Consider the following 18,942-nt stretch of genomic DNA (forward strand, 5'->3'; position numbering starts at 1 on the left):
TATCTTACAAAGGGAATAAAGGGTGGCGAGAAATGAAGAAACAGTATTTAATGATTGGTGCAATAACGGGGACAATGTTATTAGCTGGTTGTAGTTTAAGTGACTTTGGACTTGGAAATGGAGCATCCGACGATAATAACAAATCATCACAAACGGATAAATCAAATAAAGATAAGGATTCTAAGTCTGATAATAGTACGAATCACACTAATAAGAATGAACAGGCCCATTCTGACAATAGCGTTGAAGATTTAAATCAAGCAGAGAAAGTGGCATTAGCGCTAAGTGATGACCGTGTGTCTAATATAGCGATAACTGCCAATGATTTAAAGCGTCATTCATACATTGAAAATAGTAATACTGGAAAAAGGCAACAAAGTATAGATAAATATGAATTACAAGCAACTGGAGAAGCAGTTGAAGACGCACCAGAAGGGATGACATTTTATAGTGCTTCACCTGGCAAAGGATCCTTTGCGACGTTAATCGGTGTGAGTGAGGATAAAGTAGCAGTAATAGGTACGCAAAGTCCAGGCAAATACCAACAATTTATTCAATCCGACTTAGGATACGAGCTTGATTTAAATGCGTTATATCGAAAGTATGGTAAGGATTCAGATTATAAAAAAGTGGCAAAACAAATTTCAATTAGTGGCGGTTCTAATAGTACGCATTCGGCCGACAGTAATGATAAAAATACGAAAGAATACTTTGCTAAAGTATGGCTGACAGCACGAAATGACGCGGATGAAATATTTAATGGAGAAGACCATACGTATGAACCTATAGATATGTCGGGCAAACCGATTAATTCATATAATGAAGATGCGTCAGAAGTGTATCCGGAGGGAACTATTGTATTAAGTCCATCTGTTACAGCGCTTGGTCACATTACGTTTAAAGATAATAATGATGGGACAGTCACATTTTATGATGTGCCAAGTCATTTCCAAGACCATCGTTGGATTGAAGATGGTTACTCTAAACAAGAAACTGCTCGAATTTTAAATAATGGTCAAACGAAGAAGTTGAAGAACGCGTCAGATTCAGAAATTGAAAAGGTAGCAAGTCATATTACGTCAGAAACAGCTAGACAACCTGAAGATTTCGATAGTTCAAACTCAGAAGATAGTAGTTCAGAAGATAACGATAAGAGTTCAAGTGATGAAACGGTGACACGCGATAATGTGATTGATAAAGTCGAAGCATACGAAGGGCATACCTTAGATACAGACACATACACCTATAAAGAACCAGAAAAAAATGCTGACGGCGATTGGGGCTTCTCATTTACTGATAAAAATGGTGAGTTAGCTGGATCATATATAGTAACCTCAGACGGTAGCGTTACGAAATATGATGAAAATGGTGAAGAAGAATAAGTTAATAATATATAAGGCACCTCGTTAATTTAGTTTAGTGATGTTTACTAAATCAACGAGATGCCTTTTTTGTAATTGGTCGTTACATTGATGAGGGATTGGGACAGAATGTGTTTTAAATTCATCTTTCCCAGCTGCTTTGCTTATAAAATCACTTTCGCGATTGTTTGTGCTGTGGTCCCGACCCCCAGCTTGCTTTGGCTGTGGACTTGCTTTGAATTTAGGGTTTAACTAAAAGACGTTTCGTCGAACCCTTCTATGATCGATATATGTCTTTAATTTCATCTAATCTATCCACAAAGCTATCAATGTACGATTGTGGTTTTAGAATTTTGGCGTATGGCGCTAACTGATAGGCAATATAATACGCATCAAAACGCGTACAATTCACCCATACCGTGATACTATCTTCGCTGTGTTCAACGACTTCCTTAATTGAAAACTGTTGTTGGAATTGGTTCCAAAAGTGTGTGTGAATTTGGAATAACACAGGATTACATGTGCCATCTTTCTTAAATTTTAAATTTAAAATCTTAACAGACAGAATATCTCGAAGAAGAATCGTTTCAATCTCATGGTCTTCCTCATATGTAAACCAATAGTCATAATGCATATATAAGATAGATAATGGTTTAACCACTATCTTTTTATCTTGAAGTTCAATGCGAACAATTTCTTTATTCACGATTGCTTTTTGCAGGAGCATAAGATGTTTCCCAGGCAATAATTCTTGTCTGATTTTAAATTGATGTAACGTACTCATTAAAACATGTTTATCTGAAACTTTCATTGAAGTAATTGAACTAAGTAAAAATTTATGAATATCGTGATGCAATATAGGCGTTAAGCTTTGAAGTTTAATGAGCAGACTCAAAATGCCCAAACTGTGTTTACTTTGAGTATCCTGCTTAAGTTCGTATCCTGCCAATTGATGATTATAAACGACTCTAGTATTACTAGGATTCCAAAACTCATTTTCATAAAAGAAAGTGTTAATCGTATTAATATCACGTTGAATTGATTTTTTACTTACATCAGTGAATTGATTTAAGTCTTGTTGCGTAACAACATAACCTTTAAGAAGCAAAGTTAAAATATTTAGTATACGAGTTGATTTATCCAAGAATTGGGTCCCCTTTGCATCAATTCTATATTTACTTTGAAAATTAATTATATAGTATCATATTATTTTTGCAATGTGTATAATTCCAAATTTAAAAAGTAGCGATATATCAATAAACATAACTAATAAGATAGCGTACATTTACAAAAGTAATAATCTATAAATGTTTTATTTAATATTGCATTTAAAAGAAAAAAGTGATAAATTTTTGTGTAAGCGGTTACACATAAAAGGAGTGGCAAAGTGAGAACGATTAAAGAAGTGGCTAAACAAGCAAATGTTTCAGTAGCCACAGTTTCAAGAGTGATTAATAAAAGTGGTTATGTTAAAGAAGCAACACGTAAAAGAATTGAACAAGTCATCAAAGACCTAGATTATTATCCAAATGAAACTGCAAGAACCCTATTCACAAAGAAATCTAAAACGATTGGACTGCTTTTACCAGATATGAGTAATCCATTTTTTACAATTGTTGCTAAAGGTGTTGAGGATACTGCAATTCAAAAAGGGTACCATGTCATGATTGGTAATGGTGAAATGCAAGAACATAAAGAACTTAACTATTTAACCACATTTAAAGTAAATAATTGCAGTGGCGTTATTGCTTCACAATTATCGACGCAATTTGCTTTTGATCAATTCAACTCCTATCAATTACCCTATGTTCTCATTGACCGCGTTACAGATAATCAACAATGTATCGAAGCAGATCATTATAAAGGTGGTCAATTACAAGCTGAGGCAATTATAGAAGGCAATGCGCAACGTGTATTAGTGATACATCAAGACCTGAATTATCGTTCGTTTGAAGAACGATTCAACGGTGCAAGAACGACGTTAGAAAGTCAGGGCATTCAATTATGGATTGAAGATGAGCGTGATATCACTATGGATAAATTACAGCGTTACATTAAGCACAATGATATCGATAGTGTGATATGTAGCAATGATGTATCAGCACTGAAAATGATGAAATGGTTACATGATTTACATATTACTATTCCAGATGACGTACAAGTCATTGGGTATGATGATATCCCGTTAGCTAAGCTATTTTATCCAAGTCTCACAACAATCAAACAACCTGCATATGACATTGGTAAGAAAGCAGCATTAGGTTTGATTCAACAATTAGAACATAATGACATCACAACGAAGGTAGTATTAGATGTTGATTTAATTTATAGAGAATCTACAAGGAGGAAGACAAAATGACAAGTATTTATGTAGTTGGAAGTTTATCTATTGATTTAGTCGTTTCTACGAATCGAGTACCAAGTAAAGGCGAAACCGTACTAGGTGAGTCATTCTTTACGACACCTGGAGGCAAAGGTGCGAACCAAGCTGTAGCAGCTGCCAGACTTGGTGATGATGTGTATATGGTAGGACGCATTGGGGATGACGATTTTGGAAATCAAATTTTCACAAATTTAGAAGACAACCATGTTTTAACGACATTTCTGAAACCCGTTACACATTCAGCATCAGGGACAGCGCATATTACATTATCAGACAATGACAATAGCATTATTGTGGTGCCTTCAGCTAATAATTATGTGACTTCAGCGTATGCATTGGAAGCATTAGATCAAGCGCAAGCAGGTGACATTGTATTAATTCAACAAGAAATTCCTGCCGAAACAGTTAAAGACGTCATAACTTATTGTGACGATCATGATTTAATCTCGATTCTTAACCCGGCACCATTCCGAGAAGTAGAATCAGAAGTCATTGATAAAGCGACATATATTACACCTAACGAAACAGAGAGTAACGCAATGTTCCAGACTAACATTGATGAAGCGTTAGCACATTATCCTAACAAACTGATTATTACATTAGGGGATAAAGGTGCTATGTATCATAACGGCACTAAAAAGGTTCATATAGCAGGATTTAAGCGAGAAGTTAAAGATACCACAGGTGCCGGAGATACATTTAATGGTGCTTTCGCAGTAGGATTACAAAAAGGATATTCCATTGCACAGGCCCTTACACTTGCGAATTTAGCAGCAAGTCACTCAGTAACAGGTATGGGGGCTCAAGGTGGTATGCCGACCTTTTCAGAAATAGAAGGTGAATTCGATGTATAAAACAGGCATATTAAACAGCGATATTTCAAAGGTACTTAGCGACTTAGGACATACAGATCAAATTGTAATTGGCGATTGTGGGCTACCAGTGCCTAAAGATGTTAAGAAGATTGACCTAGCATTAACGTTAGGGAAGCCTAGTTTCCTAGACGTTTATGACGTCCTTAAGCAACACATGGAAATTGAACATATTACGATAGCTGAGGAAATGGAAGTCAACAATGCACCTATTTATAAGCAAGTGACACATGACTTTTCAGACATAACACAAGTCGATCATGAAACATTTAAAGCATTAACGAAGGATGCGAAAGCGATTATACGTACAGGTGAAGCAACACCATATGCAAACATCATACTTCAAAGTGGTGTCATATTTTAAGGGGTGAGATTAATGATTCAAATGACTAATATTCATAAAGCCTTTGGTGATAACGAGGTGCTTAAGGGTGTTGACTTTACTTTGAAACCAGGTACCGTCCATGCCTTAATGGGAGAAAATGGGGCTGGAAAATCGACGCTAATGAAAATTTTAGTAGGTATTCATAAGAAAGATCAAGGTGTCATGACGTATTCTGATGTTGAAATAGAATATAGCAATCCTAAAGAAGCGGAAGAAAAAGGATTAACCTTTATACACCAAGAATTGAATTTATATCCAGAATTAACAGTACTCGATAATTTGTTTGTAGGAAAAGAAATCCGCAACAAAATGGGCATACTCAATACAAAAGCAATGAAACAACAGGCGGAACAAGTATTTAAAGAATTAGATTTTTACATTCCGTTAAATAAAGTAGTTAAAGATTGCTCGATTGGTGAGCAACAAATGATAGAAATCGCTAAAGCGATGATGACGAAAGCACAAATCATTATTATGGATGAACCGACAGCTACCTTAACAGACAAAGAAATCCGACGTCTATTCGATATGATTCGTAATTTAAAAGCAAAAGGTGTTGCCTTTGTTTACATTTCGCATAGAATGGCTGAAATATTTGAAATTTCAGATGAAATAACGGTCATGCGTGATGGCGTTTCTGTTATGTACGATGAAACACGTCATCTAACGTACAACCAAATTGTGAAAGCAATGGTAGGACGTGAATTAGATGAACAATTTCCACATAGAACGTATGAACCACAAGATATTATCTTAAATGTAAAACGTCTCAATAATCCGCTACATCACATTGAGAATCAGTCATTTTATCTTAAAGAAGGTGAAATATTAGGTGTAAGTGGCTTGATGGGTGCAGGACGTACGGAAATGATGCGCAGTTTATTTGGTGTGGATAAAGCAGACAATGACATTGAAATTAAAGGTCAACCAGTGACGATCACGTCCCCAATTGAAGCGATGAAACATGGACTTGCTTTTATAACCGAGAATCGTAAGGAAGAAGGATTAATTTTAGACTTCTCCATTCAAGACAATATGGTGTTACCTTCGTTATTTAGCTTTTCAAAACGTGGCATCGTAGACGATAAGAGTTCTGAGCAATTTGTTGATACGATGCGCAAAAGACTGAACATTAAATCGCCAGGCAAGCTACCAGCTGGTTCATTATCAGGAGGTAATCAACAGAAAGTCGTATTAGCTAAGTGGATTGGTACGGGTGCGCAAATCATCATATTGGATGAACCTACAAGAGGTATTGATGTTGGCGCTAAGAGAGAAATTTATCAACTTATGAATGAACTTACAGATCGTGGTGTGTCTATTATTATGGTCTCATCTGAATTACCAGAAGTCATTGGCATGAGCGATAGAGTGATGGTCGTGCATGAAGGTAATATCAAAGGAGATCTTACAGGAAATGAAATTACAGAAGAAAATATTATGACGTTAGCTACAGGGGGAACTTTAAATGAAACAGTTAACAGCTAAAACATCGTTCATGGAAAAGATCATTCCATTTATTGGTCTGATTTTATTAATTATTGTAGTGAGTATTTTAAATCCATCATTTTTAGATTTATCTAATTTACTCAACTTATTAAGACAAATTTCTATCAATGGTCTGATTGCCTTTGGGATGACATTTATTATCTTAACTGGTGGCATAGATTTATCAGTAGGTTCAATCCTTGCTTTATCATCTGCGTTTATTGCACTGATGATTACAAGCGGCGTTGATCCAATTATCGCCTTAATTATAGGTGTACTGATAGGCTTCGTTTTAGGTGCAGTCAACGGTTTACTAGTGACGAAAGGGAATATGGCGCCATTTATTGCAACACTTGCGACAATGACGATCTTCCGTGGATTAACATTAGTCATTACTGACGGCAATCCAATCACTAATTTAGGTGATAGCTATTTATTCCAATTATTTGGTAAAGGCTACTTTATTGGTATTCCGGTACCAGCAGTAACGATGATTATCGTATTTATCATTTTACTTATCATTCTTCAAAAAACAACGTTCGGTCGTCATACATATGCAATTGGTGGGAATGAGGTAGCAGCTAAAATTTCAGGTATTAAAGTGAATAAAATTAAAATCTTTATTTATGGTATTTCAGGATTAATGTCAGCGTTAGCCGGCGGAATACTAACATCACGTCTGAATTCTGCACAACCAACAGCAGGTATGTCTTATGAGTTAGATGCGATTGCCGCGGTCGTGCTTGGTGGTACGTCATTGACAGGTGGTAAAGGACGAATTGTTGGAACACTTATAGGTGTACTTATCATTGGTGTTTTAAATAATGGATTAAATTTACTCGGTGTGTCTTCATTCTATCAACAAGTCGTTAAAGGTGTAGTCATTTTAATTGCGGTATTAATTGACCGTAAAAAATAAGAGAAAGCAGGATAACAATATGAAGAAATTATTAGCCATTACATTAGCACTCGTCCTATTTTTAGCAGCGTGTTCCTTAGAATCACCTTTGAAAAATGATAAAAATGGTAAAACAAATAAGAAAAAATCAGAGATTACAATTGGTGTAAGTATTTCAACGTTAAACAATCCATTCTTCGTTAAAATTAAAAATGGTATTGAAAAAGATGCCAAAGCACAAGGGATGAAAGTCAAAGTTGTAGATGCACGAGATGATTCAGCAAAACAAACGAATGACATTGAAGATTTAATTCAACAACAAGTAGATTACTTAATTGTTAACCCGACAGATTCAAGTGCAATCTCAAGTGCGGTAGAATCAGCTAATAACGAGGGGATTCCGGTAATTACGTTAGACCGATCTGTAGATAAAGGTGATGTAGCGTCATTTATTGCGTCAGATAACGTTGAAGGTGGTAAAATGGCTGGAAATTACTTGGTAGATAAAGTCGGTAAAAATGCCAAAGTGGGTGAACTTGAAGGTGTACCTGGGGCAAGTGCGACTAGAGAAAGAGGTAAAGGGTTCCACGATGTTGCGGATAAGCAGTTAAAAGTCATCGCCAAACAAAGTGCAAAGTTTGATAGAGCAGAGGGGTTAAATGTAACGCAAAACATGCTTGAAGCACACCCTGATATCCAAGCAATCTTTGCCCAAAATGATGAAATGGCTTTAGGTGCAATAGAAGCAATTGGTGGTAAGGATATTCAAGTCATTGGATTTGATGGTAATGAAGATGCGATGAAATCTATTAAAAATGGCAAACTAGATGCGACAATTGCGCAACAACCTGAACTTATGGGTAAAGAAGCAATTAAAGTAGTTAATGGTCTAATGAAAGGCGATTCTGTCGATAAACAAATTAAAGTGCCATTAAAGTTAAAACAAAGTAAGAGTTAACTAGAAAAAAGAGCCTGGGACATATATCAATCAATGTCTCAGGCTACAAATATATATTGGCAGTAGTTGACTGAACTGAGAATGCGCTTAAATTAAGCTTTTCTCAGTTCTAGTCATCCTTGTCGGCGGGACCCCAGCAAAGAGCATTTCACTAAGAAATGATAAAAACAAAGCAAGTTGGGGTTCGGGGCCCCAGCAAAGAGAATTTCATCAAGAAATGCTACAAGCAAAGCAAGTTGGGGTCGGGGCCCCAGCAAAGAGAATTTCATCAAGAAATTCTACAAGCAAAGCAAGCTGGGAGTGGACGACGAATTTAAAAAGAATGCTGTTTCATTCCCTTTTTATTTTGCAATAGAATGATGTGACAGTAAAAGGGCGTAAACAGTGTCTAGGTGGGGTGTGTTGAGATTATAGTATCTCGCCTTGCTATAGATAAAGCCTTGAATGGCTTCAACTTCAAGCGGTTGGCTATTGATCACATCATAATACATACTCGTACCCATATGGTCAGGATAACCTGCATAAATCTGCATAATATCATCGACCAATGAATCAGGAAGCGTAATGCCCTCTGATAAAGCTACGTGTTGTCCCTCGTATAATAAGTTTCTACATAATTGTTCCACTTCTTTAATTTTTAAGATTTGAGCGGTATTATGACCAAGCGCAGTAATAGAATTAATGCCGAGGTTAACTAATAATTTATACCAAATTTTGTCTTCAATATGGTCTTCAAGTACGAGTTCAATTTTTGTGTGATCAAGTAATTGTTTTAAGCGCATTGTTTGAGCATCTTTTTGGACATGTAAGCGATAATCACGAAAATGTACGACTTCGTTTCCCGACTTTTGGCCACTAATATAAACAACAGCTTGGTAAGTGTGTTGAAATGGAAGACGAGATAGTAGGCCGTAGCCATTTTGAGCTAAAATAAATAGCGTTTCGTCATGGGCTAAACGATGTAACTTTGGAATTAAATGATTAAGCTGATGTGTTTTGACAGCAATGATTATAACGTCAAAGGTCGACGTCACGTCATCTATATTAAATACTTCTACCGCTTGATTTGCGGGTTGAATGGTTATGTATTTATTAGAACGACCAATTAGTGTGACGTTTGGCAACGATGTTTGTAGTTCATAGGCGATCGTAGTGCCAACCGCACCTGGTCCAATAACAGCAATTTGCATTTAAAACTTTCCTTTCTAGGTATTCTTACATATAATTATACGTATTATTATCGAACTTTTAATATAGGAGTTAATTTAAAAATGAAAAATTTAGCAAAATTAGTTGAAATGAAACAAGAAAAAACAAAAATTTCGATGATTACGGCATATGACTTTCCAAGCGCAAAACAAGCACAAGATGCAAATATAGATATGATTTTAGTGGGTGATTCACTTGGAATGACAGTGCTTGGTTATGAGACGACAACACAAGTGACGCTAGATGACATGATTCACCACGGCAAAGCGGTACGCAGAGGCGCAGATGATACTTTTGTAGTAGTAGATTTACCAATTGGCGCAGTTGGTGTGAGTGACGAACATGATTTGAAAAATGCGCTCACACTTTATCAACAAACAAATGCGAATGCGTTAAAAGCAGAAGGTGCACATTTAGTTAATTTCATTAAGAAATCAACGCAAATTGGAATACCAATTGTAGCGCACCTAGGTTTAATGCCACAAAGCGTGGGTGTTATGGGCTATCGTTTACAAGGTAGTACGAAAGATGCAGCTGAACAATTAATTCAAGATGCACATGCGGTACAAGAAGCAGGTGCAGTTGCCTTAGTATTAGAAGCAATCCCTAGTGACTTAGCTGGTTTAATTAGTGACCAATTAGATATACCAGTGATTGGTATCGGCGCAGGAAAAGACACAGACGGTCAAGTATTGGTTTATCACGATATGTTGAATTATGGTGTAGATCGTTATGCTAAATTTGTGAAACAGTTTGGTGATTTTTCAGTGGGAATTAAAGGCATCAAACAATATGATGAGGAAGTTAAGGCAGGGACGTTTCCAGCTGAAGCACACACATATAAGAAAAAGATATTGAACGAGGTAAATGTTAATGACTAAAGTAATTCAAACTGTAGCTGAGATGCAACACATTACGCAAGAATTGAAACGTTCGGGTAAGACAATTGGTTTTGTCCCTACAATGGGCGCCTTACATGAAGGGCATTTAAGTATGATGCGTCGCTCAGTTGAAGACAATGATGTTACGGTGATTAGTGTATTCGTCAACCCACTACAATTCGGACCAAACGAAGATTTCGATGCGTATCCACGTCAAATTGATCAAGATGTAGCTTTAGTTGAAGCTATACATGTGGATTACGTCTTTCATCCAACAGTAGAAGAAATGTATCCAGACGAATTAAGCATAACATTGAAGGTGGGACGTCTAGCGGAAGTCTTAGAAGGCGCACAACGTCCAGGTCATTTCGACGGCGTTGTGACTGTCGTGAATAAATTATTTAACATCGTCAGTCCTAATAAAGCTTACTTTGGTAAGAAGGATGCGCAACAACTTGCAATCGTTGAAAAAATGGTTGAAGATTTTAACCACCCAATTGAAATTGTTGGTGTTGATATTGTACGTGAAGCGGATGGACTCGCACGCAGTTCGCGAAATGTATATTTAACTGACGATGAGCGACAAGAGGCTGTTCACCTAAGTAAAAGTTTAGCATTAGCGCAAACGTTGTATAATCAAGGGGAACGTCGTAGTCATATTATTGTTGGTGAGATTAAGGCATACTTAACGGAACATACGCGTGGTCATATTGATGAAGTTGCAATTTACAGTTACCCCGGTTTAGAAGTTGCGACAGAAATACAAGGTCAAATCTTTATATCACTCGCTGTTAAATTCTCGAAAGCACGGTTAATAGATAATATTATTTTAGGAAGTGAATCGTAAGTTATGATTAGAACAATGATGAATGGTAAGATTCATAGAGCACGAGTAACAGAATCAAATTTAAATTATGTTGGAAGTATTACGATAGATGCAGATATCTTGGATGCAGTTGATATTTTACCGAATGAAAAGGTAGCCATCGTGAATAACAATAATGGTGCCCGCTTTGAAACCTATGTCATTGCTGGTGAACGAGGTAGTGGCAAGATTTGCCTTAATGGTGCAGCATCTCGATTAGTTGAAGTTGACGATGTGGTGATTATTATGACTTATGTTCAATTAGATGAACGTGAATTAGTTGATCATGCACCGAAAGTTGCTGTGATGAATGAAAAGAATGAAATTATTCAAATGATTCATGAAAAAGAAGGCACTATAATTAAATAAATAAATAAGTATGACGGCAGTCTAAAAATATTGAAATGATTTCGATCCGGTAGCTTAAAAGCTATCGGATTTTTGTGTATTTTTGTGTATGTTGTGGGTCAAAGTATTATAAGTAACGCCTCTATATATAACTTTTATATAGTATAATAAAATTATATAAATTGTTTAGATTAGAGGGCTTGTTTATGAAAAGATTTATATTACTTAGCATCACATTTATGTTGATTTTAACAGCTTGTAGTACGAATGAATCGTCCAAGGAAGGTAAAACTAATTCACATTCGAAACAAACGGATACTAAGACAACAGAAGACAATAAAAAACAAAATAAGGTTGAAAGTAAAAAGAAGAATGAAGAAAAAACTAAAGATATAGTAGCTAACTTTTCAGAAAAGGAAAAATTAGCTTTAGCATTTTGTGTCGACCATGTTGACCAATATACATTAACTAAAAATGAAATTTTAACTGGATTTTATTTAGCTATAGCACCAGCTGGAGAGTATCATTATAAATTAGTCGATTTCACATTAGTTAAGCATGATAAACCTGTTGCAAATGCGCCAAAAGATATGCATTTTTACACTGTATATCCTGATAAACGAAATTTTGCTGCAATCATCGGTGTGAATAATGAAAAGATATTCTTAGGAGGAACACAAGCCGCAATCATAGATTATAATGCATTGATGCAACATGGTAGAGAAGTGAATTTAAGCGATGTCTATTTAAAAAATAAACATAACAAAGCTTTGCCAGAATTAGTAAGTAAAATGCATATTGATAATAAGTATCCTGACATTAGTTATGATGAGAATGGCATCTCTTATAAACAGTTGGAGAGATTGGGTGGCGTAGGATTACATCTTAGAAATCAAATTTACCAAATTATTGCAGATTTTGAAGGTGTTAGTTTAACAGATTCAGGTTATTTGTGGGAAGATGTGAAGTTACTTAATTCAAATGGAGATTGGTCGGTACGATATCGCAATCAAGATGGAGAAATCGTTGGTTCCTATAGAAATAAAAATGGCACACTTCAAAAACTCGATGCTAATGGTAATGTAGTCAAAGAAAAAAAGGTTGAATAGTATTTAGAACGCTCAGAGAGTCATAAGTTAGCTTTCTGAGCGTTTTTTATAATGAACATATTCTTCTAAGGCTTTGCCAGATTGGGCTACTTTAGTAGCTGTGTCCTTTCCTAAGTAGCGAAGATGCCATGGTTCATATTGATAGCCCGTTACCTGTTCTTTACCTTTGGGATAACGCACAATAAAACCATAGTTATGAGCATTGCGTGCAATCCATTGCCCCTCTTTAGTCTCTCCAAAACATTCGCGTAAATTGCAATTTGATCCAATAGCACCTACATCATAACTTAATCCACTTTGATGTTCAGAAGTGCCAGGACGCGCACTATATCGATTCGCAGCTTGTTCGCCATCACGCGCAACATACTGCTGATACAAACTCACTTGTGTTTGGTAACTTCTGAAACCACTTATCTGATAAAGGTTTACACCCTCTTCGCCAGCATCAGCAAACATCCGTTGTAATGCACGTTGCGCTTTCGGGTTTTCACAAGGATTGTAATCAGGTGGGAGCTTTGTTGTTTTATTAACAATTAAAATATCGTCATAATACGTTCGACCATTTTTGATTTCTTTCTTGTGTACATGATGAGTTGATTTTTGTGATGACTCATGATTATTTTTGCTTTTAGAGTCATGATTATCATGACATGCACATAAAATTAAAGTACTCAAAATTAAAATTGCAATAAGCTTCTTCACAATATAATTCCTTTCCCAAAAAAGTTTGTTAATAGAGTATTCTTACAATGTAAGATTAGCATAAAAAAAGAAATGAAATAAGATATAAAATAACTAAATTACATACAAATTAGATTTTGACAAATGTAATAATATTTTGTAAATTGTAATTGAAGTGAAATATTACTCCTTTTAGAGGTGATGTTTATTGCATGGTAGTTTAATTTTTATTGAATCATCTTTAAGCGATTTAAACCCCTCGGAACGTAGAGTTGCAGAGTATATTCTTAAACATCCAGAAGAAATTATTAATTACTCAGTACAAAAGCTAGCCGACCTAACAAACGTAAGCGTAGCTACGATTGTTAGGTTATCTAAAAAGATGAAATGTAAGGGCTTTCAAGAATTAAAATTGAAAATCGCATTTGATTTAAACGAACCTGGGAATGTACAACGCGATTATGCAGAAATTGATGAAGATTATTCAATTGAAGAAGTCACGCAATCAGTATTTCATAACAATACTAAAACTTTAAAAGATACAGAAAGGATTTTATCCACAGTTAGTATTAAGCAAGCTTTTGAATTAATTATCAATTCAAGAAAAACTTGTATTTATGGAATTGGTGCATCAGCTATTATTGCACAAGATTTTAAACAAAAGTTAACGCGTATAGATTATTGGTGTGATGTAGGAAGTAGTTTTGATGAGCAAGTTACTTTAAGCGCTAACCTATCTTCTGAAGATGTTGTAATTGCAATATCAAATTCAGGTCAAACTAAAGATATAGTCTACGCTACGCAATTAGCTAAAGAAAAGGGTGCAAAGATTATTTCTATAACTAAATATGGTGATAATTCTATAGCTAAATTAGCAGATGTACAATTGTTTGTTAGTTCTTCCGAAAAAACGATACGAAGTGGGGCAATGAGTTCAAGAATTGCTATGCTAAGCATCATTGATATTTTGTATATTTGCATCGCTAGTGATGATTATTTAAGTAATCGCCAGAAATTAGAGAATACAAGAAATGCTATAAAAAACAATAAATTAAAATAGAGGAGTGTTTTAAATGAAAGTAATTATGGTTTGTTCAGGTGGAATGTCAAGTGCAATGGTAGTTGATTCAATTAAGAAACAAGCAGATAAAGAAAACTATAATCTTGAAATTAAAGCAGTAGGATCTGAAGAATTTGAAAATCAAATTGAACATTATGATTTAGGATTAGTTGCCCCACAAGTTAAACATCGTTTAGATAAATTTAAAAAAATGGGAGAAGAAGTTGGTAAACCAGTTGATGTAGTTGATCCAATGGGTTATACACCAATAGGTGCACCCAAAATTTTAAAACAAATTAAAGAATACGATAACTAATATACATGTTTAGGAGATGGTCTTATGCAAAAGATATTACAATGGCTTGAAAAAGTATTAATGACACCAATGGCAAAAGCATCGGAGCAAAGACATTTAGTTGCCATTCGTGACGGTATTATTGCAACATTACCATTGATTATCGTCGGTTCATTCTTCACTTTGTTTGCATCACCACCAATACCCTATCTCGCAGATTTAGTACAACCACATGCTGAGAAGATTATGATTGCAAATAGAATGACGTTGGGGTTAATGGCTTTATACGCAGCATTTTGTATGGGTTATAACTTATCAAAATCATATAAGATGGATGGTCTTTCAGGTGGCTTACTTTCATTAGCAACGTTTCTAATGATGAATATTCCATTGAATTTAGATGATAAATTAGCTAAAAAGGATGCCGTTGGATATGTATTGCCTATGGCAGATTTGGGAGGGTCTGGTTTATTTGTAGCTATCATTTCTATGATATTTGCAGTAGAAATAAGCAGATTAGTTATTAAATCTGGTTTTACTATTAAAATGCCTGAACAAGTCCCTAGTTCAGTTGCCAGATCTTTTGAGTCTTTAATTCCGGCTACTTTAGTTATTGTTATTTCATGGTTTATCCGTGTGATATTAAATGTAGATTTAAATAAGATTGTTAACATGCTATTTGAACCACTCGGTAAATTTGCAGGAGATTCATTGTTAGGCGCTTTGATACCAGTATTCTTTATCGTACTTTTATGGGCTGCAGGTATTCATGGTGTTGCTGTCATGGGTGCTGTTTTCCAACCAATTTGGTTCTCACTCTTAGATCAAAATATTGATGCTAAAGCAGCGGGAGAACAACTACCAAATATAGTTGTAGAACCATTTTTCCAATGGTTTGTCTGGATTGGAGGCGCAGGTGCGACATTAAGTCTGTGTATATTAATGGTTTTCTCTAAATCAGAATATCTTAAAAAAGTAGGTAGATTCTCAATTATTCCAAGTATATTTAACATAAATGAACCTCTCATTTTTGGGACACCATTAGTAATGAATCCAATTCTAGCTTTACCATTCATATGTATTCCTTTAGTTTTAACTACTATTACGTACTTCGTTTTTAAATTGGGATTAATTGCAAAAATTACCATCTTAGCACCGTGGACATTACCTGGACCTATTGGTGCATTGTTTGCGACTAATGGAGATTGGAAAGCACTTATATTAGTATTAATCAATATCATTATTGCAATTGTACTTTATTATCCTTTCTTTAAAAAATATGAGCGTGAAATGTTAGCTCAAGAACAAAGTCTTAATGAAGAGGCTACTGAAAAAGATTAGGAGAGGTAATTGTTATGGACAATAAAAATGAAACAGAGATATTTGAAATTATTGCACATGGAGGAAATGCAAAAAGTTTAGCTTATGAGGCATTAAACAGTGCTACTGAAGGCAACTTTGAAGAAGCGGAAAAATTTCTTGATGAATCAGAGAGAGAAATGGCAGAGGCTCATAAAACACAAACACGTTTAATACAAGATGAAATTAATGGTGAAAAAGTTGATACGTCGTTATTAATGATTCATGCACAAGATCATCTTATGACAGCATTAAGTGAAAAAAGTTTAATTGAAAAAATGATTGAGCTATACAAAAAGTTAGAAGAGAAGTGATATTCCATGAGACTTTTATATATCCTAGGATTATTATTTTTAATATTTTTTTGCTTCAAGTTATCACAGTTGATTATTAAGAAGGTTGCAATTAACAGATGGTTACTTTTAATTATTATGCCATTTATTATTGGTATTCCAGTTTTAATCTTTGATGAGATTAATTCATTCGGATGGACCGTTATTTACGTGTTGATCATATTCAATAGTATTTTATTTTTTGAACAGTCAAGACAATTACTTGAAAATAAAAAAATTAAAGGCGTTATTTATAAATCTGAGGAGGGCAAGTAAATGCATCGATTAGGTATTTCAATTTACCCTACACAATCTGATCTAGAGAGAATGAAGAATTACATTGATACCAGTGTGAAATATGGCTTCAAACGTATATTCACTAATCTGCTATCAGTAAAACAGGAAGATCGTGAAGTTTTTGAGAAGTTTAAGGAAATAGTGAAATATGCTAATGAGAACGGTATGGAGGTCATAGCTGATATAAATCGAGAAGTATTTAAAGATCTTCAAATAGATAATTTAGACTTATCATTTTTTAAAGATTTAGGTGTATCTGGAATTCGAATTGATTCTGGATTTTCTGCTCAAGAAACAGCGAAAATGACGCATAATAAGCAAAATATGTCTATTGAATTAAATATAAGTACAAGTGCAACATTTATCAATGATGTATTAAATTTTAAACCTGATAGAGATAAGTTAATAGGATGTCATAATTTTTATCCACAAAAATATACAGGCATATCATTTAAGCATTTTAAAAAAACCTCAGAATCATATAAACAGCATCAATTGACGACTGCGGCATTCGTAACATCTCAACACGGTAAAGTAGGGCCTTGGAAAGTAATGGAGGGGTTACCTACATTAGAAAGTCATAGAAATTTACCTATTGAAGTTCAAGCAAAGCACTTATTAATGACTGGATTAATCGATGATATTATTATAAGTAACGCATTTGCTTCTGAGGAAGAGTTATACGCATTATCTAAGATTAATTTATCAATGCCTACGCTTGATATAGAATTAAATCCTGAAATTTCTAGTTTAGAAAAAAAGATTGTGTTAGAAGAAGATCATTTTAATCGTGGCGATGTCTCAGAGTATGTTATTCGCTCAACAATGAGCAGAGTACATTTTAAAGATAAAGATTTCCCGCCTCATAATACTTCTAAAATTAAAAGAGGAGATATTTTGATTTGCAACGAAACTTATGGTCACTATAAGGGAGAAATGCAGATAGCACTTCAAAATATGGAAAATGATGGTGTAAAAAATGTTATAGGTAAAATAACTGAAAATGAACAATTTCTATTAGATATGATAGAGCCTTGGGAATCTTTCGTATTAAATGTGAAAGAATAGGATTGATATAACAATGAGTATTAATAAAAAATACTATATTGGTATTGATGGTGGAGGAACCAAAACAGAAGGTGTCATTGGTAATAATTACGGAGAAATTATTGGACATACCCTAGCAGAATCTACAAATATACAAGTTAAAGGTTTGGACACTGTTAAAGAGATATTAATGAATATGATATCTATATTGAGAAAACAAGCAAAGATAGACTTAAATGAAATTGATACGATTTATTTATCATTAAGTGGTGCTGGGAGAGAAGAAGAAAAACATCTGATTATAAAATCATTGGAAGCGTACAAATTACAAAAGATAAAAATTGTCGTTGAAAATGATGCTATATGTGCTTTGGCATCCGGGACATTTGGAGATTCTGGTATTGTGCTCATAGCAGGAACTGGCTCTATATCATATTATTTTAATAAAGAAACAAATGAAATGAATAGAGTCGGTGGATGGGGTTATTTACTAGGTGATGAAGGCAGTGGGTATGATATAGGCAAAAAAGCACTTACTGCAGTAATGAAAAATTATGATGGTAGAGGCCAATCAACTCAATTAACTGAAGCGGTTAAGCAACAATTAAACTTGGTACGAGAAACAGAAATAATTCCGTTTGTTTATCAAAATATGGAAATGAGATCAGAGATTGCTTCATTAACTAAAGTAGTGTTTGAGGTTGCCAACAGTGGTGATATGGTTGCTAAAGATATCATTAGTAACAGTATGAACGCATTGATTGAATTAATTAATGGTGCGTTTCTTTCAATTAATAAGTCACAATATCATCCACCTATTGTATTATGTGGAGGTCTATTCTCTAATATTCAGTTTAAAGAGACATTTATGAATAAATTAAAAAAAGTTTATCCGAGTAATGAAATTATAATACCTAAATTTCCACCGGTGATTGGAGCCTATACACTATCTTTAAGAGAAAATAGCGAAAATAGTTTTACTCATACAATTCAACAAACAATTGAACGTAGCTGGAAAGAGATTGATACATTAAGTTAAAAAAGAGTGTTCCTAAGATGATAAAGGAACACTTCTTTTTTGCAAGAAATACTTTCAATTAAGTATTTACAAAGT

Annotated in this window: 20 protein-coding genes; 17 read left to right on the plus strand and 3 right to left on the minus strand. The window is 34.6% G+C overall.

What is annotated here, in order from left to right:
- Positions 1 to 32: 32 nt before the first annotated feature.
- The gene (locus tag KA909_RS13865) at positions 33 to 1,382 is read left to right on the plus strand and encodes a hypothetical protein (RefSeq protein ID WP_210130201.1); all 1,350 of its coding nucleotides are present in this window, start codon (positions 33 to 35) and stop codon (positions 1,380 to 1,382) included.
- Between the two features lie 256 nt (positions 1,383 to 1,638).
- On the opposite strand, the gene KA909_RS10855 is transcribed toward KA909_RS13865, so the two are convergent.
- On the minus strand, positions 1,639 to 2,505 hold the full coding sequence (locus tag KA909_RS10855; RefSeq protein ID WP_193838707.1) for a helix-turn-helix transcriptional regulator: 867 nt from the start codon (positions 2,503 to 2,505) through the stop codon (positions 1,639 to 1,641).
- A 243-nt stretch (positions 2,506 to 2,748) separates the two neighbouring features.
- Here KA909_RS10855 and KA909_RS10860 point away from each other — a divergent pair, with 243 nt between their 5' ends.
- From KA909_RS10860 to KA909_RS10885, 6 genes are read left to right on the plus strand one after another with little or no spacing between them, the layout of a single operon-like run.
- Positions 2,749 to 3,720, plus strand: coding sequence for a LacI family DNA-binding transcriptional regulator (locus KA909_RS10860; protein ID WP_210130202.1), 972 nt, complete (start codon positions 2,749 to 2,751; stop codon positions 3,718 to 3,720).
- Positions 3,717 to 4,598 carry a ribokinase gene (rbsK, locus tag KA909_RS10865; protein ID WP_193838709.1) on the plus strand — a complete coding sequence of 294 codons (882 nt, stop codon included), beginning with the start codon at positions 3,717 to 3,719 and terminating at the stop codon, positions 4,596 to 4,598. The genes KA909_RS10860 and rbsK overlap by 4 nt, the downstream gene beginning before the upstream one ends.
- The gene (gene rbsD, locus KA909_RS10870; protein ID WP_193838710.1) at positions 4,591 to 4,980 is read left to right on the plus strand and encodes a D-ribose pyranase; all 390 of its coding nucleotides are present in this window, start codon (positions 4,591 to 4,593) and stop codon (positions 4,978 to 4,980) included. Before rbsK ends, rbsD begins: the two co-directional genes overlap by 8 nt.
- Before the next feature lie 12 nt (positions 4,981 to 4,992).
- On the plus strand, positions 4,993 to 6,489 hold the full coding sequence (locus tag KA909_RS10875; RefSeq protein WP_193838711.1) for a sugar ABC transporter ATP-binding protein: 1,497 nt from the start codon (positions 4,993 to 4,995) through the stop codon (positions 6,487 to 6,489).
- Positions 6,470 to 7,408, plus strand: coding sequence for an ABC transporter permease subunit (locus KA909_RS10880; RefSeq protein WP_053030146.1), 939 nt, complete (start codon positions 6,470 to 6,472; stop codon positions 7,406 to 7,408). The genes KA909_RS10875 and KA909_RS10880 overlap by 20 nt, the downstream gene beginning before the upstream one ends.
- A 19-nt stretch (positions 7,409 to 7,427) precedes the next feature.
- On the plus strand, positions 7,428 to 8,345 hold the full coding sequence (locus KA909_RS10885) for a D-ribose ABC transporter substrate-binding protein (RefSeq protein WP_053030145.1): 918 nt from the start codon (positions 7,428 to 7,430) through the stop codon (positions 8,343 to 8,345).
- 341 nt (positions 8,346 to 8,686) lie between these two features.
- Here KA909_RS10885 and KA909_RS10890 read toward each other — a convergent pair whose 3' ends face one another.
- Entirely contained in the window at positions 8,687 to 9,535 is an 849-nt protein-coding gene (locus KA909_RS10890; protein WP_210130203.1) for an oxidoreductase, read from the minus strand.
- A gap of 81 nt (positions 9,536 to 9,616) precedes the next feature.
- Here KA909_RS10890 and panB point away from each other — a divergent pair, with 81 nt between their 5' ends.
- The 4 genes from panB (at position 9,617) to KA909_RS10910 (ending at position 12,757) form a co-directional block, all read left to right on the plus strand.
- Positions 9,617 to 10,435, plus strand: a complete 819-nt coding sequence (gene panB, locus KA909_RS10895) for a 3-methyl-2-oxobutanoate hydroxymethyltransferase (protein ID WP_210130204.1) — start codon at positions 9,617 to 9,619, stop codon at positions 10,433 to 10,435.
- Positions 10,428 to 11,282 (plus strand): pantoate--beta-alanine ligase, encoded by an 855-nt coding sequence (gene panC / locus KA909_RS10900; protein WP_193838713.1) that lies wholly within the window; start codon positions 10,428 to 10,430, stop codon positions 11,280 to 11,282. Before panB ends, panC begins: the two co-directional genes overlap by 8 nt.
- Before the next feature lie 3 nt (positions 11,283 to 11,285).
- Entirely contained in the window at positions 11,286 to 11,669 is a 384-nt protein-coding gene (gene panD / locus KA909_RS10905; protein WP_011274512.1) for an aspartate 1-decarboxylase, read from the plus strand.
- 185 nt (positions 11,670 to 11,854) lie between these two features.
- The gene (locus KA909_RS10910) at positions 11,855 to 12,757 is read left to right on the plus strand and encodes a hypothetical protein (RefSeq protein ID WP_228480646.1); all 903 of its coding nucleotides are present in this window, start codon (positions 11,855 to 11,857) and stop codon (positions 12,755 to 12,757) included.
- Positions 12,758 to 12,784: 27 nt separating this feature from the next.
- On the opposite strand, the gene KA909_RS10915 is transcribed toward KA909_RS10910, so the two are convergent.
- The gene (locus KA909_RS10915; protein WP_210130205.1) at positions 12,785 to 13,459 is read right to left on the minus strand and encodes a M15 family metallopeptidase; all 675 of its coding nucleotides are present in this window, start codon (positions 13,457 to 13,459) and stop codon (positions 12,785 to 12,787) included.
- Positions 13,460 to 13,646: 187 nt separating this feature from the next.
- Between KA909_RS10915 and KA909_RS10920 the strand changes: the two genes are divergently transcribed.
- From KA909_RS10920 to KA909_RS10945, 6 genes are all read left to right on the plus strand, one after another.
- A complete protein-coding gene (locus KA909_RS10920) occupies positions 13,647 to 14,498 on the plus strand; it encodes a MurR/RpiR family transcriptional regulator (protein ID WP_193838715.1) in 852 nt (283 codons plus the stop codon).
- A gap of 13 nt (positions 14,499 to 14,511) precedes the next feature.
- The gene (locus tag KA909_RS10925) at positions 14,512 to 14,814 is read left to right on the plus strand and encodes a PTS sugar transporter subunit IIB (protein WP_193838716.1); all 303 of its coding nucleotides are present in this window, start codon (positions 14,512 to 14,514) and stop codon (positions 14,812 to 14,814) included.
- A gap of 24 nt (positions 14,815 to 14,838) precedes the next feature.
- Positions 14,839 to 16,134: a PTS sugar transporter subunit IIC gene (locus KA909_RS10930; protein ID WP_193838717.1), complete on the plus strand. Its 1,296-nt coding sequence runs from the start codon at positions 14,839 to 14,841 to the stop codon at positions 16,132 to 16,134.
- 14 nt (positions 16,135 to 16,148) lie between these two features.
- Complete coding sequence (locus KA909_RS10935; RefSeq protein WP_193838718.1) at positions 16,149 to 16,466, plus strand: PTS lactose/cellobiose transporter subunit IIA; 318 nt, start codon at positions 16,149 to 16,151, stop codon at positions 16,464 to 16,466.
- Between the two features lie 294 nt (positions 16,467 to 16,760).
- Positions 16,761 to 17,849, plus strand: coding sequence for a DUF871 domain-containing protein (locus KA909_RS10940; RefSeq protein ID WP_193838719.1), 1,089 nt, complete (start codon positions 16,761 to 16,763; stop codon positions 17,847 to 17,849).
- A 13-nt stretch (positions 17,850 to 17,862) separates the two neighbouring features.
- The gene (locus KA909_RS10945) at positions 17,863 to 18,867 is read left to right on the plus strand and encodes an N-acetylglucosamine kinase (RefSeq protein WP_193838720.1); all 1,005 of its coding nucleotides are present in this window, start codon (positions 17,863 to 17,865) and stop codon (positions 18,865 to 18,867) included.
- Positions 18,868 to 18,942 lie beyond the last annotated feature (75 nt).

It is taken from the genome of Staphylococcus sp. GDX8P54P (genome assembly GCF_017893165.1).
Lineage (GTDB): Bacteria > Bacillota > Bacilli > Staphylococcales > Staphylococcaceae > Staphylococcus > Staphylococcus borealis.

What these genes read in the sequence shown, in the direction of transcription:
- KA909_RS13865 (WP_210130201.1), top strand. Translation starts at nt 33, where the DNA reads ATGAAGAAACAGTATTTAATGATTGGTGCAATAACGGGGACAATGTTA.
- rbsK (WP_193838709.1), top strand. Translation starts at nt 3,717, where the DNA reads ATGACAAGTATTTATGTAGTTGGAAGTTTATCTATTGATTTAGTCGTT.
- rbsD (WP_193838710.1), top strand. Translation starts at nt 4,591, where the DNA reads ATGTATAAAACAGGCATATTAAACAGCGATATTTCAAAGGTACTTAGC.
- KA909_RS10875 (WP_193838711.1), top strand. Translation starts at nt 4,993, where the DNA reads ATGATTCAAATGACTAATATTCATAAAGCCTTTGGTGATAACGAGGTG.
- KA909_RS10880 (WP_053030146.1), top strand. Translation starts at nt 6,470, where the DNA reads ATGAAACAGTTAACAGCTAAAACATCGTTCATGGAAAAGATCATTCCA.
- KA909_RS10885 (WP_053030145.1), top strand. Translation starts at nt 7,428, where the DNA reads ATGAAGAAATTATTAGCCATTACATTAGCACTCGTCCTATTTTTAGCA.
- KA909_RS10890 (WP_210130203.1), bottom strand. Translation starts at nt 9,535, where the DNA reads ATGCAAATTGCTGTTATTGGACCAGGTGCGGTTGGCACTACGATCGCC.
- panB (WP_210130204.1), top strand. Translation starts at nt 9,617, where the DNA reads ATGAAAAATTTAGCAAAATTAGTTGAAATGAAACAAGAAAAAACAAAA.
- panC (WP_193838713.1), top strand. Translation starts at nt 10,428, where the DNA reads ATGACTAAAGTAATTCAAACTGTAGCTGAGATGCAACACATTACGCAA.
- panD (WP_011274512.1), top strand. Translation starts at nt 11,286, where the DNA reads ATGATTAGAACAATGATGAATGGTAAGATTCATAGAGCACGAGTAACA.
- KA909_RS10910 (WP_228480646.1), top strand. Translation starts at nt 11,855, where the DNA reads ATGAAAAGATTTATATTACTTAGCATCACATTTATGTTGATTTTAACA.
- KA909_RS10925 (WP_193838716.1), top strand. Translation starts at nt 14,512, where the DNA reads ATGAAAGTAATTATGGTTTGTTCAGGTGGAATGTCAAGTGCAATGGTA.
- KA909_RS10930 (WP_193838717.1), top strand. Translation starts at nt 14,839, where the DNA reads ATGCAAAAGATATTACAATGGCTTGAAAAAGTATTAATGACACCAATG.
- KA909_RS10935 (WP_193838718.1), top strand. Translation starts at nt 16,149, where the DNA reads ATGGACAATAAAAATGAAACAGAGATATTTGAAATTATTGCACATGGA.
- KA909_RS10940 (WP_193838719.1), top strand. Translation starts at nt 16,761, where the DNA reads ATGCATCGATTAGGTATTTCAATTTACCCTACACAATCTGATCTAGAG.
- KA909_RS10945 (WP_193838720.1), top strand. Translation starts at nt 17,863, where the DNA reads ATGAGTATTAATAAAAAATACTATATTGGTATTGATGGTGGAGGAACC.